General features: G+C 62.2%; 16 protein-coding genes. 9 read left to right on the top strand and 7 right to left on the bottom strand.

From position 1 onward, the window contains the following. Nucleotides 1-4 precede the first annotated feature (4 nt). On the top strand, nt 5-1,174 hold the full coding sequence (locus ACOJTD_RS13505) for an ABC-type transport auxiliary lipoprotein family protein (RefSeq protein WP_420133413.1): 1,170 nt from the start codon (nt 5-7) through the stop codon (nt 1,172-1,174). On the opposite strand, the gene ACOJTD_RS13500 is transcribed toward ACOJTD_RS13505, so the two are convergent. Continuing rightward, entirely contained in the window at nt 1,137-1,451 is a 315-nt protein-coding gene (locus tag ACOJTD_RS13500) for a c-type cytochrome (protein WP_420133412.1), read from the bottom strand. The two genes, ACOJTD_RS13505 and ACOJTD_RS13500, sit on opposite strands and share 38 nt — an antisense overlap. 190 nt (nt 1,452-1,641) lie before the next feature. On the opposite strand from ACOJTD_RS13500, the gene aadR reads away from it, so the two are divergent. Then, nucleotides 1,642-2,361, top strand: a complete 720-nt coding sequence (gene aadR / locus ACOJTD_RS13495) for a transcriptional activatory protein AadR (protein WP_054164158.1) — start codon at nt 1,642-1,644, stop codon at nt 2,359-2,361. Between the two features lie 51 nt (nt 2,362-2,412). Next, on the top strand, nt 2,413-3,663 hold the full coding sequence (locus tag ACOJTD_RS13490; protein WP_420133411.1) for a cyclic nucleotide-gated ion channel: 1,251 nt from the start codon (nt 2,413-2,415) through the stop codon (nt 3,661-3,663). A gap of 36 nt (nt 3,664-3,699) precedes the next feature. On the opposite strand, the gene ACOJTD_RS13485 is transcribed toward ACOJTD_RS13490, so the two are convergent. After that, nucleotides 3,700-3,894: a hypothetical protein gene (locus ACOJTD_RS13485; RefSeq protein WP_420133410.1), complete on the bottom strand. Its 195-nt coding sequence runs from the start codon at nt 3,892-3,894 to the stop codon at nt 3,700-3,702. A gap of 287 nt (nt 3,895-4,181) precedes the next feature. Between ACOJTD_RS13485 and ACOJTD_RS13480 the strand changes: the two genes are divergently transcribed. Beyond that, on the top strand, nt 4,182-6,293 hold the full coding sequence (locus tag ACOJTD_RS13480; protein WP_420133409.1) for a molybdopterin-containing oxidoreductase family protein: 2,112 nt from the start codon (nt 4,182-4,184) through the stop codon (nt 6,291-6,293). 70 nt (nt 6,294-6,363) lie between these two features. Here ACOJTD_RS13480 and ACOJTD_RS13475 read toward each other — a convergent pair whose 3' ends face one another. Beyond that, nucleotides 6,364-6,627, bottom strand: coding sequence for a hypothetical protein (locus ACOJTD_RS13475; protein ID WP_054164155.1), 264 nt, complete (start codon nt 6,625-6,627; stop codon nt 6,364-6,366). Between the two features lie 353 nt (nt 6,628-6,980). Then, a complete protein-coding gene (locus ACOJTD_RS13470; RefSeq protein ID WP_420133408.1) occupies nt 6,981-7,385 on the bottom strand; it encodes a hypothetical protein in 405 nt (134 codons plus the stop codon). A 151-nt stretch (nt 7,386-7,536) separates the two neighbouring features. Between ACOJTD_RS13470 and ACOJTD_RS13465 the strand changes: the two genes are divergently transcribed. The 3 genes from ACOJTD_RS13465 to ACOJTD_RS13455 all read left to right on the top strand — a co-directional run bounded on the left by ACOJTD_RS13465 (nt 7,537) and on the right by ACOJTD_RS13455 (nt 10,530). Continuing rightward, a complete protein-coding gene (locus ACOJTD_RS13465; RefSeq protein WP_420133407.1) occupies nt 7,537-7,779 on the top strand; it encodes a hypothetical protein in 243 nt (80 codons plus the stop codon). 235 nt (nt 7,780-8,014) lie between these two features. After that, entirely contained in the window at nt 8,015-8,647 is a 633-nt protein-coding gene (gene ureG, locus ACOJTD_RS13460) for an urease accessory protein UreG (protein ID WP_420133454.1), read from the top strand. Between the two features lie 227 nt (nt 8,648-8,874). Continuing rightward, nucleotides 8,875-10,530: an HWE histidine kinase domain-containing protein gene (locus tag ACOJTD_RS13455; RefSeq protein WP_420133406.1), complete on the top strand. Its 1,656-nt coding sequence runs from the start codon at nt 8,875-8,877 to the stop codon at nt 10,528-10,530. 105 nt (nt 10,531-10,635) lie between these two features. Here ACOJTD_RS13455 and ACOJTD_RS13450 read toward each other — a convergent pair whose 3' ends face one another. Both ACOJTD_RS13450 and ACOJTD_RS13445 read right to left on the bottom strand, forming a co-directional pair. Then, a complete protein-coding gene (locus tag ACOJTD_RS13450) occupies nt 10,636-11,181 on the bottom strand; it encodes a sigma-70 family RNA polymerase sigma factor (protein ID WP_420133405.1) in 546 nt (181 codons plus the stop codon). After that, nucleotides 11,181-11,399: a NepR family anti-sigma factor gene (locus ACOJTD_RS13445; protein WP_420133404.1), complete on the bottom strand. Its 219-nt coding sequence runs from the start codon at nt 11,397-11,399 to the stop codon at nt 11,181-11,183. The genes ACOJTD_RS13450 and ACOJTD_RS13445 overlap by 1 nt, the downstream gene beginning before the upstream one ends. Nucleotides 11,400-11,623: 224 nt before the next feature. Here ACOJTD_RS13445 and ACOJTD_RS13440 point away from each other — a divergent pair, with 224 nt between their 5' ends. Both ACOJTD_RS13440 and ACOJTD_RS13435 read left to right on the top strand, forming a co-directional pair. Then, a complete protein-coding gene (locus tag ACOJTD_RS13440) occupies nt 11,624-12,430 on the top strand; it encodes a response regulator (protein ID WP_420133453.1) in 807 nt (268 codons plus the stop codon). A 383-nt stretch (nt 12,431-12,813) separates the two neighbouring features. Beyond that, nucleotides 12,814-13,194, top strand: a complete 381-nt coding sequence (locus tag ACOJTD_RS13435; protein WP_420133403.1) for a hypothetical protein — start codon at nt 12,814-12,816, stop codon at nt 13,192-13,194. 99 nt (nt 13,195-13,293) lie between these two features. On the opposite strand, the gene ACOJTD_RS13430 is transcribed toward ACOJTD_RS13435, so the two are convergent. Further along, nucleotides 13,294-13,553, bottom strand: a 260-nt coding sequence (locus tag ACOJTD_RS13430) for an AI-2E family transporter (protein ID WP_420133402.1), incomplete at its 5' end; no start/stop codon positions are given.

The raw sequence follows: 13,553 nt of genomic DNA, 5'->3' as shown, positions 1-13,553 counted from the left end.
GCCCATGGAAACCCGTGCTCCCTTCGTCGTCGTCGGTGCCTTCGTGCTCGCGGCCATCCTGGCGGTGTTCGGCTTCGTGTTCTGGCTGCACAACACCAGCGGCATCGGGGCGCGGACCAGCTATCACATCCAGTTTCGCGATCCCGTGCCCGGCCTGCTGGTCGGCGCCGCCGTGTTGTTCAACGGCATCCGCGTCGGTGAGGTTACGGCGCTCAGTCTTGCGACTGACGACCCGCGCCGCGTCAACGCGACGATCGCGGTGGCAACCGACACGCCGGTGCGGCCGGACACCAAGGTCGGTCTCGACTTTCAGGGCCTGACCGGCGTGCCGGTGGTGGCGCTGGAGGGCGGCAAGGATCTCACCGGCTCCGCCATCGCCACCACGCTGGTGGCCGAGCCGGGGGCGGGGCTGAGCATGACCCAGGCGGCGCGCGAAGCGTTGCGCAAGGTGGACACCGTGCTCGGCGAGAATGCCCAGCCGCTGAAGGATACCATCGGCAATCTGAAAACGTTCTCCGAATGGCTGTCCAGCAAGACCGGGGCGCTCGACGGTATCCTCGGCGGCGTCGAGCGGATGACCGGCGCCAACGAGCCGGTGGTGAAGAAGGTGGTTTACGATCTGCAGCCGGCGACAGGATTCCCGGCACCGACGGCCACGATCAAGGGACAACTCACCATCCCCGAGCCCACAACTGTCGTCCTGTTCGACAGCCAGAAGATGCTGGTCGCACCGAACCTCGACCTTCCGGCTTTCGCGGGTGCGCAGTGGAGCGACAGCATTCCCAAGATGGTCCAGGAGAAGCTGATCCAGAGCTTCGAGAACTACGACATCGCGCACCCGCCTTTGCGACCGAATGATGCAGTGACGCCCGACTATCAGCTTCTGATCGACATTCGTAGCTTCCAGGTCGCCGGCGACAGCGCCCCGGGGGCCGATGTCAGCCTGGGCGCAAAAATCATCGACAAGAACGGTAAGTTAGTTGCTGCGCGGCTGTTTCAGCAAACGTCCAAGCTGGAGAAGCCGGATCCGGTGGCCGCGGTCAAAGCCTTCGAGGCGTCGTTCGATGAGGTGGCCAAGGCGCTTATTCCCTGGACCGTGAGCAGCCTGTCGGGTGGTGCTGGCGAGGCCAAGCCGATCAGTTCAGGCTCTTCAGGTACGACAAAAGGTCGTTGATCTCGTCGGGATCGAGCTCGAAGGCGGGCATCTTCGGATGCCCCGTGTAGATGCCTTCGGCGAAGGCTTCAGCCAGCGTCTCGATCGGGTAGCGGTTGTGCAGCGTTCGAAATGGCGGAGCCTGCTTCAGCCGACTGTTACCGGTGCGCCCGATCGCGTGACAGCGTGCGCAATGGGATTTTGCGAAGATATATCCCCGGTGTTCGGCGCGAGTTGCGGCCTCGGCCGAACTGATCATCAGAAGCGTTGCCGACATTAAAACAGCAATGAGTCGCATCGGGCGCTCGGTCGAAAGAGGGGCGCTATCACATCGTCGACCATTCAGTGCACGGCTTGGTACGGCCTTGATCTGTGTCAAGCTGCCTTGACGATTTGCCGACATATTAACTTTTCGGGCGCATCGTACGTGATCTTCGACGGCAGTGCGCGGCACATGAAGTAAATCTGGCGACCGCATGGAGTGATGGATGCCGCACCTCGCTTTTCCGAACTCGACTTGCGACGGTTTTCGTTGCGCGACGCATTGTTCGGTCCGTCCACTCGCGATTTGCGGTGAACTTGAGCAGCTCGAGCACGAAGAATTCGAGCGTCTTGCTCAGCATGTCCGCTATGGGCCGAAAGAGGCGTTGTTCTCCGAGGATGAAGTTGCCGACGCCGTGTACAGCCTGGTCGAAGGGATCGCGCGTCTCTACAAGCTGCTGCCCGATGGCCGTCGCCAGATCATCGGCTTTGCGCTTCCCGGCGATTTCCTCGGCATGGCGCCCTCGGCGCGCTACTCGTTTTCGGCCGATTCGATCGGCGGCGTCACGGTCTGTAAATTCTTCCGTGGTCCGTTCATGCGGTTCATCGAGAACCGCCCGCATATGCTGCTGCGGATGAACGAGTTCGCGACGCGCGAGCTCAGTCTGGCTCAGGATCAGATGCTGCTGCTCGGCCGCCGCTCTGCTGAAGAAAAGGTCGCTGCCTTCCTGGTCGGCTGGCGCGATCGGCTGGCCCGGCTCGAAGGCGTCACCAAGACCGTCAGCCTGCCGATGGGCCGGCAAGACATCGCCGATTTCCTCGGCCTCACCATTGAAACCGTAAGCCGCACCTTCACCAAGCTGGAGCGGGAAAAACTGATCGTGATCGTCCCCGACGGGGTGCGCGTGCTGGATCCGAAGCGTTTCGACGCGCTCGCCGCGGCCTGATTCGGTTCGTCTGTCGGGCGCGGCTGCCTGGGACCCATTCGAGGCCCAACGATGCGCCACGACCGCCCGCTCTACCTCAGGGCACGGCAATACTTCTACGAGATCCTGGAATCCCACGCGCAGAGCACGCCGGTTGGCCTTTTCGTCAACCGCGTCATCGTGTTCTTCATCATGCTCAGCATCGGCATCACGGTGCTGGAGTCGGTTCCGCGATTTCGTGACGACTACGGCTCGCTGTTTCGCGCGCTCGAGTTCGTCTGCCTCGTATTCTTCTCGATCGAATACTACATCCGGATCTGGATCGCGCCGGAGCACGTACCTTATCGCGAGATGAGCTCACTGCGGGCCGGCTGGGCCTATATGGTGAGTGCCCAGGGCATCGTGGACTGCCTCGCGGTGATGCCGCTCTGGGTCGCGATGCTGGGCTTCGACGATCTGCGGGTGCTGATCATCCTGCGGATCCTGCGCGTCCTGAAATTCGCCCGCTATTCGTCCGGGATGCGGTCGCTGCTCGAAGTGCTGGAAGCCGAGCGGCGGGCGTTGCTCGCCTGCCTGGTGATCCTGGGATGCGCGACGCTGGTGTCGGCCACCGCGATGCATATCGTAGAAGGCAACGTCCAGCCGGACAAGTTCGGCACCATTCCGGACGCGATGTGGTGGGCGATCGTGACCCTGACGACGATCGGCTACGGCGACGTCGTGCCGGCGACCGGCATGGGCCGGATGATCGCGTCGGTCACGATCGTCGGCGGCCTGATCATGATCGCGCTGCCGGTCGGTATCGTTGCGAACGCCTTCTCCGAGGTGATCCATCGCCGCGAATTCATCGTCAACTGGAGCATGGTGGCGCGGGTGCCGCTGTTCTCGCACCTGACCGCCGGGGACATCGCGCATATCATGCAGTTGCTGCAGGCCCGGCAGATCGAGCGCGGCGAGGTGATCTTCCGCCGCGGCGATCCGGCGACGGCGATGTACTTCATTGCCGAGGGTGACGTCGAAATCGAACTCGGCCCCGAGGAGCGGGCGAGGCGTATCCGCCTTGGGGCCGGGCATTTCTTCGGCGAGATCGCGGTTCTGAACCGCGTCGAACGGTCCGCGACCGTCAAGGCGGTGTCGCGGGCGCGGCTGCTGGTGCTGGACGCGGCCGATCTGCGCTCCCTGATCAGCCGCGAGCCGGGGATCGCCCGCAAGATCAACGAGATCGTCGAAGGTCGTACCGGTCGGACACTCAACCTCGAGATTGCCGACATCGAGGGGCAGGACGACGTGACGGCCGATCACCCGTTGGAAAAGATCGACTGATTTGAGGCGCTAAGCGCTGCAGCGCCAGGCGCGCAATCAGGCCGGATCGCGTTCGTTCGACGCTTGTTCGCTTGGCGGCGTTTCCAGTTTCGGATCGGCGGGCTTGCGCGGAAAACGACCGGGGGAGGGGAGCGAGGTCTGAGCGGCGATCAGGTCGATCAACCGCTCGGCCGCATCCGCGTAGGAGCACGCATCCGGAAGGCCGAATGCATCGCAATGTTCCGGCGGCATCGGGGTCGACTCTTGGCGGAGCGATACGGCCGTTCCCCACCACCACGCGGCTGCCGGCGCCCGCTCGCTGTCCGGGATCTCCCGCCAGGCACGGAATTCCCGTAACAGCCGCTCGAATTGGATGATTTTTCCAGAATGCACGCGCTGCTCGAAGGTTGGTCAGCGCGCTAACTGCGGAGCAGCAAAGAAGTTGCGAAGCAGCACGGGAATTCACGGCCAAGCAGGGAACAATGGTTGTGGCACGTAGGCCGTTCTCAGTTGCGCTCTGTCATGCTAACGATTCGCATATGAACCCGGGTACCAGCATCGACATTCGCCATTCGACATGTCCGCACGATTGCCCGTCGGCCTGTGCTCTCGACGTCGAGGTGATCGATCGTTCAACCATCGGACGCGTTCGCGGCTCGAAGCTTCAGACCTACACGGCCGGCGTCGTCTGCGCCAAGGTGGCGCGCTATGCCGAGCGTATCCATCATCCGGACCGCCTGACGTTTCCGATGCGCCGCGCGGGCACCAAGGGCTCCGGTGACTTCGTCCGTATCGGCTGGGACGAGGCGCTGGACGAGATCGCAGCCCGCTTCAATGCGGCGGAAGCCAAGTTCGGAGCCGAGGCGGTCTGGCCCTATTACTACGCCGGAACGATGGGGCTGGTGATGCGGGACGGCATCAATCGGCTCGCCAACGTCAAGAAGTACTCGCGGTTCTACTCGACGATCTGTTCCAATATCGCCTGGTCCGGCTATGCGGCCGGCACCGGCAAGGTGGCGGGCGTCGACCCAAGGGAGATGGCCAAGTCCGACCTCGTGGTGATCTGGGGCACCAATCCGGTTTCCACCCAGGTCAACGTCATGACCCACGCGGCGCGTGCTCGGAAGGAGCGGGGCGCCCGGATCGCGGCGATCGACATCTACGACAATGAGACGATGAAGCAGGCTGACATCCGGATCATCCTGCGTCCCGGCACCGACGGCGCCTTCGCTTGCGGCGTGATGCACGTGCTGTTTCGCGAGGGCTACGCCGATCGCGCGTATCTGGACCGCTACACCGACTGTCCGGCCGAGTTGGAGGCCCATCTTGCGACCCGGACGCCCGAATGGGCATCCGACATCTGCGGCGTGCCCGTGGACGAGATCGAAGCATTCGCGCGCGCGGTCGGCGAGACCAAGCGCAGCTTCTTCCGGCTCGGTTATGGCTTCACCCGGAGCCGCAATGGCGCTGCGCAAATGCATGCGGCGCTGTGTATTCCCGCCGTCACGGGCGCCTGGCAGTACGAGGGAGGCGGAGCCTTCTTCAACAACGGGGCGATCTTCGGCTTCGACAAGGCGCTGATCGAGGGGCTGGATGCCCTCGATCCCACCACGCGTGTGCTGGATCAGTCCAAGATCGGCCGTATCCTGACGGGCGATCGCGAGGCGCTCGGCGGTGGTCCGCCCGTCAAGGCCATGCTGATCCAGAATACCAACCCGATGACGGTCGCGCCCGAGCAGGCACTGGTTCGTGCCGGGTTCGCGCGCGAAGACCTCTTTGTCGCCGTCCATGAGCAGTTCATGACCGAAACTGCGCAGATGGCTGATCTGCTGCTACCGGCAACGATGTTTCTGGAGCACGACGATCTGTATTACGGCGGCGGTCATCAGCACATCTCGGTGGGCGCCCGTTTGGTCGATCCTCCCGGCGAATGCCGGTCGAACCACGAGGTGCTGCAGGGTTTGGCGGCGCGGCTCGGCGTCCATCATCCGGCGTTCGCGATGACGCCGCGCGAAGTGATCGACGCCACGTTGCAGAAAAGCGGGCGCGGCACGATCGAACAGCTTGAGGCCGATCTCTGGCGCGATCTGCAGCCGGACTTCCGAACGGCGCATTTCCTCGACGGCTTCGCTCATGCCGACGGCAAGTTCCACTTCCGGGCCGACTGGAGCAACGTCAAGGTGCCGCGACAGTTGAAGTTCGGCCCATGGCAGCAGATGCCGAGCCTCCCCGACCATTGGGCGATCACCGAACAGACCGATGATGAGCATCCGTTCCGGCTGGCGACCAGTCCGGCGCGGAGTTTTCTCAACACGACCTTCAATGAGACGCCGTCGTCGCGCCAACGCGAAGGCGAGCCGACGGTGCTGATACATCCGGCTGACGCGGCTGTGATCGAAATTCAGGACGGAGATATGGTCACCCTCGGTAACAAACGGGGCGAGACCACTCTGACAGCCAAGCTCGATGGCGGATTACGTCGCGGTGTGCTGATCGCCGAATCGGTGTTTCCGAACAGCGCGCATCACGGCGGTCGCGGAATCAACGTGCTAACCAGCGCGGATTCCGTCGCGCCGCACGGCGGTGCGGCGTTTCACGACAATAAAGTGTGGATTAAGAAGGCTTTACCGGCGCCCGCGAAGCGCGGCTGATATCAATACCAGCACATAGAGCCGCCGATCAGGCGGCTCTCAACGCGCTTCGCGATGCGGTTTTGCGATCTCAGCGCTGGTGGCCGAGGCCGATACCGAGCTTGAGCGCCTTCTGACGCAGCGAGCCGACGGTACGCTTGGTCAGCTTCGCGATCTCGGCGACCGGGGTCCGCGCCTTCGAGTGCGCGCGCAACTCCTTGATGTCTTCCTTGGTGTATTCGCGCCGGGTGATCTTCGTCTTCTTGGCGGGCTTGGCAGCGGTTTTCGCTACGGTCTTCGCCTTCTTCGACTTGGCTGCAGTCTTTGCAGTCTTGGCTTTAGCTTTCTTTGCCACGCGTAGGCTCCTTTAGTGAAGCGCCCTTCTACTACACTCGTTTCGTGTCGACAATTCTCAATTTCACGAAATCTAACTCACCACGATCGCGGCGGTTAGCAATCGCTTAAGTGTGCTTAGTTGAGATTTTGGCGAAAATCAGCACCGCTTAGGTAGTAAATATGGAGCTTGGCGGCCGCTTATTAGGAAGCGGCGGCTCCGGTTTGTGTCGATCTGTGGCTGCTGATCGCCTTGGGTGCGCTGATTCGTCACGATCCGCGCTGATAGCATCCGAAGCGGCGCGCCGCGTCCGCATCGCGGGATATCCGTGCAACCAAAGACGTAGTGAGACTAACGGGAGTGTCCCAGCGGCCTCAGCCGCGCGGCTTCAGCGGCTGCGATAGCAGCGATCGGGCGCGAGCCATGGTCTCGTCGTAGTACTTTTCGCGATCCTGGCGCAGCTTGATCTGCAGATTTCGGAATGCAGCAATGCGTTTAAGGATTTCAGCGCGCTCTGCCGCTTCGCGCGCGGAGGCGGCCGATACTGCGGCATCTACGGGTGCGGGAGCTACGGGTGCAGGAGCGGACAGATCGGGCGCAGGACGGACCGCGCCCGACGACGACAGCGCCTGTTCGGGTGCGGAAGAATGCGAGTGTTGGTCTGATAGCTCAACCGGATGCTGGTCGATCGTGGAGTTGAGGCCTGAAGCGGGTGTTTTGGCTTGTAGCGACTCAGAACGCAGTACGGGCTCGTTATTCGACGATTTCAATGAAGTCATTATGATCCTCGATCGGCGTCATTCAGTCCGCTATTTGCCGGGCGTCAACCCGAATGCGGCCTGTCTTCCGTCTGTCAGTGGATAAATCTGCGGTTCTCTTGCGGCTAAAAGCGGTACCCGGTAGCCAAAGTTGCTTAACTGGAGACACGCGATGACGAAGATTGATCTCGACGCACTCAGCATCGAGGAATTGGCGTCCTTGCGCGATGACGCAGCCCAAAAATTGACTGAGAAGGTTGCGGCGCGGCAGGCCGAGCTCGAAGCGGAGCTCGCAGCACTGTCCCGCTATGGGAAAGCCGTGAAGAAACCGGCGGCCGAGCCTCGGAGGGACACGGGCAAGCACGCCTCCGTCAAAGATCCCGATACGAAGACGCCTTCGCCGAACGCTGCCTGACGGTTTCGGCCGCGATCCGAGTACGTCTGCTCCCGATCGACTGCGCCGGCCGCGCGACCCGGCATTCAAGCCGACTTCTTGTAGCTGCCCGACCGTCATCGATTGAGTCTGCCGCGTGGCGGACGACGACGTGACTTGCAATCTTCTTCTTCATCGTTCTTATTCCCAACGCACACGGTGTCAGCTTGTCTTGACGCTGCACCGTCCTGAGAAGCTGCGTCACCGGGAAACAGCCATGTCAGCTCATCACGGTCCTTTGCGTGTCGGAATTGGCGGCCCGGTGGGCTCCGGCAAGACCGCGCTGATGGATCTGCTCTGCAAGTCGATGCGTGATCGCTACGACATCGCGGCCATTACCAATGACATCTACACCAAGTGGGACGCCGAGTTTCTTGTCCGCTCCGGATCTCTGACGCCTGATCGCATCGCCGGCGTCGAAACCGGCGGCTGCCCACACACGGCGATCCGCGAGGACGCCTCGATGAATCTCGCGGCCGTTGCGGACATGCGCAGCAAGTTTCCCGGGCTCGACCTCGTGCTGATCGAATCCGGCGGCGACAATCTGGCCGCGACGTTTTCGCCTGAGCTGGCCGATCTGACCATCTACGTCATCGACGTGTCGGCAGGCGATAAGATTCCTTCTAAAGGCGGACCGGGGATCACCCGCTCGGACCTGCTGGTGATCAACAAGATCGATCTGGCGCCTCATGTCGGCGCCTCGCTGGAGAAAATGGATACCGACGCCCGCCGCATGCGGGGGGAACGGCCATTCATCATGACCAATCTGAAGCAACGCGATGGCCTTGATCACATCATCAGCTTCATCGAGGCCAGAGGCGGTCTATCACCAACACCGGCGAGCGTCTGATGACGTACCTATTAACCCGTTGGCTTTTCGGCAAAAATTAGCTGGATCCGGAACATTCCAGCGGCGCTCACGTTGTGCCGCTTCGGACCCGAGTTTCGTGCTGCAAGGATGTTATCAGCAATGGTCCCAGTTGCCTTGCGGCGTATCAGTTCTCCTGATGGTTGCAGGCATCGGCACATCGGGATGAAGGGCAACGAAGCCCTCCACCTGTTGATCGAGTAAAAGCGTTGGTTCGGCTGGGATTCATCATTGCGTTGATAGCGACCGTGGGGATCGTCCTTTCGGGTCTCGCGGCCTATCGCATTTACGATCAGGAAGTGGCCATCGAGCGCATTGCGCTCGGCCGCGCGATCGACGTCCACGCCAGCCAGGTCCAGGATCGGTTGACCGAGCGCGAACTGCTCGGGCGCGTAGCCTCGGGGCTGTTCCGCACCCCGGCGGTGATCAAAGCCGACATGCTGAAGCCGCTGCGCTCCTCGATCTATGCGTTCAAGACGGATTTTCTGCTGGCGAGCTGGGTCGTGCGGCTGAAAGGGCAGGAGTTCGCCGCCGCGGAAGCCGAACTCGCCAGCGCCGGCTTCGGCGATACCAAGATCCGCCATTCGGACGGCAGCCTGATCGATCCCGCGACGCAGGATCAGCCGCTCGACGTGGTGATGGATATCGAGCCGCGTAATGCCGAAACCACAACGCTGCTCGGCAGGTCTCTCGACGATCATCCGGTGCTCGGCCGGATGTTTGCGCGATCGCTGGCGGACGGCAAGCCGGAGGCGTCGGATCCGGCACGCCTGCAGGTGCCGGGCGGGCCGATCGGTATTGTTCTCGCGGCGCCGGTGATGAGTGAGGATGCCACCGAGGCGGTGGGCTTCATCACCTTCTCCTACGATCTCTCCGCCCTGATGCTCACCAACGACGACATGTCTCTGTTCTCGGTGGTGCTGAAGGATCCGCGCCAGCAGAATGTCGAACTGGTGGCTGACGAGCGCGGCAAGATCAGCGAGCGACAGGCCAATCCTGACGGCCGGCAGCCGACCATCATCAGGACTGTCACGTTCGGCGATCGCGACTGGTCCCTCGCTTACTATGCGAAGGTGAGCCCCTATGTGCGGGCTCAGCAGGTCGCCGCGATCGTCGCAGCCATCGGTCTGGCGCTGACCTTCATTGTTTGCGGTTTGTTCGGCTACGTGACCAACAGCAACGTCCGCTTGCGCCGCGAAATCGAGATCCGGATCGGGTTCGAGCGCCGGCTGACGGCAGTGATCGACGAACTCAATCACCGCGTGAAGAATATTCTGGCGGTGATTCAGTCGATCGTGACGCGGACGCTGCGGCATGGGTCGGACATGGACGTTGCGCGGGAACTGCTGATCGGCCGCATCCACGCCATGTCCAACGTCGTCTCGCTGCTGAGCGAAAGCCAGTGGCAGGGCGTGATGCTGAAGGGGCTGTTTGAAGCCCGCGCCATTCCTCATGCCGACCGCATCGCGGTGAACGGGCCGGATATCGCGGTCAGCGCCCGTGCTGCCCAGAGTCTGTCGCTCTTGTTCTTCGAGCTTGCCTCACATTCCGACGAGGGATTGTCGCTGGTCGGCAAGCATCCGCACATCGTCGCGAGCTGGGAAGTCAGCGGAGAGGGCGCGGATTCGGTGTTCAACTTCCGCTGGGAGGAGTTCAACACCAGCGAAGCGACCCGCCGGCCCGACAGTGATTTCGGCGTAATCCTGCTGGATCGCGTGGCGCCCGAGGCCCTTGGCGGCGCTGCCAAGCGCTACTTCACCGATGTCAGCTATGTATATGAGTTGACTGCGCCGATGGAGACCGTGGTCGACATGAACGAGCGCGATCGCACCGGTCAGATTTCCGCGCCGCTCCGCCGAGGCTGAAGACCCTTAATCGCCTAGCCGGCCGTCCTCTGAAAACATTGACGATCAGAAACGACGAAGCGGCCCGTAGGCCGCTTCGCGATGCATGGGGAAATTGACCGGATACTAGCCGTTGCTGCCGATCACGGCGCGGACGGTGTCGTCCGGTCCGAAGTCCTCAGCTCCGTCCACATAGAGCAAAGTGCTCAGCTTCGAACGAGCGCGATTGACGCGGCTCTTGATCGTTCCCACGGCGCAACCGCAGATCGCGGCGGCGTCTTCGTACGAGAAGCCCGACGCACCGACCAGGATCAACGCTTCCCGCTGATCCTGCGGAAGCTTGTCCAGCGCGGCCCGGAATTCCTCGAACTCGAGATGCGCGTTCTGTCCCGGCTGCGACTTCAGCGTCTTCGCATAGCTGCCGTCGGCGTCTTCCACTTCGCGGCGACGTTTCCGATAGTCGGAGCGAAACAGATTGCGCAAAATCGTGAACAACCAGGCGGGAAGGTTGGAGCCGGGCTGGAAGGAATCGATATTGGCGAGCGCACGCAGCAGCGTCTCCTGCACCAGATCGTCCGCCCGGTCGCCATTGCCGCTGAGCGAGATCGCGAAGGCGCGCAAACTCGGGACTGCGGCGAGAATATCGTCTCGAAGGGAGTCGGTGAGAGGCATTAATCCCTCCTCTCGCTGTCGACCGCTGCTGTCTCGCCTTGTTGAGGCTCGTCGAGCCGTTTGATCAACTCAGCGAACCGATCAGGCACGCCCTGCCGAACGACGTCGTCGTACATCGCGCGCAACTGGTGGCCGATCCGCGCCTGAATCTCCTGGTTCAGGCCGCCTTTACTGCCAGGCGCCGACTTCTTCATGGTGTTAGCCTTGAATTCTGCCATGACTGATCCAATGTTTTCCCCATGGTCAAGTCCCCTGAAATCCTAGGGTTTTGCTTGATTTTTGAAGGTATTTCCGTGTCACTGGGAGCCTAATTCGACAGCGGCTCTAAAGTTCCCCCGTACGATGGAACTTTTCCCCTGGTCCGGCGTAAGTGGTACTGCAGGGGAGGCCGGCCGCCCCGTTCGATGAAGGGCCGAGACAAGCTTTCGAGATTGGAGTGGGGATGTCGAGATCGCAATTGGTTGCTGAGCATTTACCATTGCTGCGCCGCTACGCGCGCGCGTTGACGGGAAGCCAGGCTTCCGGCGACGCCTACGTGGCGGCCATGCTGGAGGCGTTGCTTCAGGACCCGAGCTTGCTGGACGAACGGCATGGACCGCGCGCTGCGCTGTTCCGTCTTTTCGCGCAGATCTGGAATTCCGTTGCGCTCAATGACGATTCGGAGATTCGCTCGCTGCCGATGCCGTCCGAGCGGCGGCTGTCGGCGATTACTCCGCTGCCGCGGCAGGCATTTCTGCTGTTGTCGCTGGAAGGCTTCTCCGAAGAGGAAGTCGCCTTCGTCCTGCACACCGACGTCTCGGAAGTCCGGCAACTCGCCGATACAGCTGGCCGCGAGATGGCGGAAGAGATCGCGACGGACGTCCTGATCATCGAGGATGAGACGTTCATCGCGATGGATCTCGAGAGTCTCGTCAAGAACCTCGGCCATAACGTGATCGGCGTCGCTCGTACCCACTCGGATGCCATCGCGCTGGCGCGGACCAAGAAGCCGGGACTGATCCTGGCTGATATTCAGCTTGCCGACGGCAGCTCTGGTCTCGATGCGGTGAACGAGCTGCTCAAGACCTTCGAGGTGCCGGTGGTCTTCATCACCGCGTATCCCGAGCGCTTCCTGACCGGCGAACGGCCCGAGCCGGCGTTCCTCATCTCCAAGCCGTTCCAGCCGGCGATGGTCTCCGCCGTTGCAAGCCAGGCGCTGTTCTTCCAGCGCAATTCGCGCAACCGGGCCCCGAACGCCGCCGTATCCTGAGCCTTAGGAAGCTAGAGAAGCCGCTCGTGCGCCAGCACGGGCGGCTTCGTCGTATCTGGGACTTTGTAGGTCGGCCAACCCGCCAACCCACTGAGCGCCGATCGCATGTGAGTGCCAAAAAGAACAGGGCGCAGCTGGCATCACCACAGCTGCGCCCTGTATCGCCGGTTAATTGGGGCAGGGGGACTAACCGGCGCGTGAAGAACATCCGCCAGCCTGATTTCGTTCCCGGGAACGGGCGAAAAACGCCACACACTTAGTTGATCAACCATGATCGAACCTGACGCCCGCTCACGCGATTAATTTGTGCGGCGGGTATTGACAAGCCGCTCAAATCAAGATGCGGCAATTCCGCCGCGGCGACACAACAGCGGCTGGATACCATGTCACACATCGTGCGGGGAATTTTCGGCGCCATCGCGGTCACGGGCACCTTGGGCGTCGCGCAATTGGCGGTCGGCGGAGATCTCGGTCAGCCTAGTCTGCAGCAGCAAGTCGCCGCGACCCAAAACGTCAACCGGGACGGCAAGACCGACCGGGCGACCTTCACCCAGCTGTCTGCTGAGCCGGGCCAGACGTACGGTGTCACATTGGTGGGCCAGTCGGTCCTTGTACGGGTGCCGGACACCCAAGTTGGCCAGGCGGCCCGCCCGCGCGCTCAGCAGCCGGCTGCAGCGCCGCGCCGGATGGTGGCCTGCGAGCCGGTTGTTAGCGTGCTCACCGAAGTCGCCAAGCAACTCGAGCCGGGTCGCTGCATGACCTAAGCTGCTTGGCTCCCGTCTCATTCTCGAACATGTAAAAATCCGCCACCGACGTGGCGGATTTTGTCGTTTCAGCCTTTGCTAACTGCGGTCGCGAGCTGATCAGGCTTCGTTGCCGGGAAGATGCGGAGCGTCTTCGGGCAGCAGGTGCTCCTTCATCACCAAGGCGACGATCAGCAGCGGCGACGCCAGGAAGCCACCCATCGGGCCCCATAGCCACGTCCAAAACGCCAGGGCGATGAACACGGCCAGCGCGTTGAGCTCCAGCCGGCGGCCGATGATGGTTGGGGTGATGAAGTGACCCTCGACGAAGGTGAGAAGGGCGAACCCGATAGGGCCGAGCAAGCCCGCGCCGAGGGTCG

The organism is Rhodopseudomonas sp., assembly GCF_048594845.1.
GTDB lineage: Bacteria > Pseudomonadota > Alphaproteobacteria > Rhizobiales > Xanthobacteraceae > Rhodopseudomonas.
The sequence above is the reverse complement of the archived record's forward strand: the minus strand, read 5'-3'. Positions and strand labels throughout refer to the sequence as shown.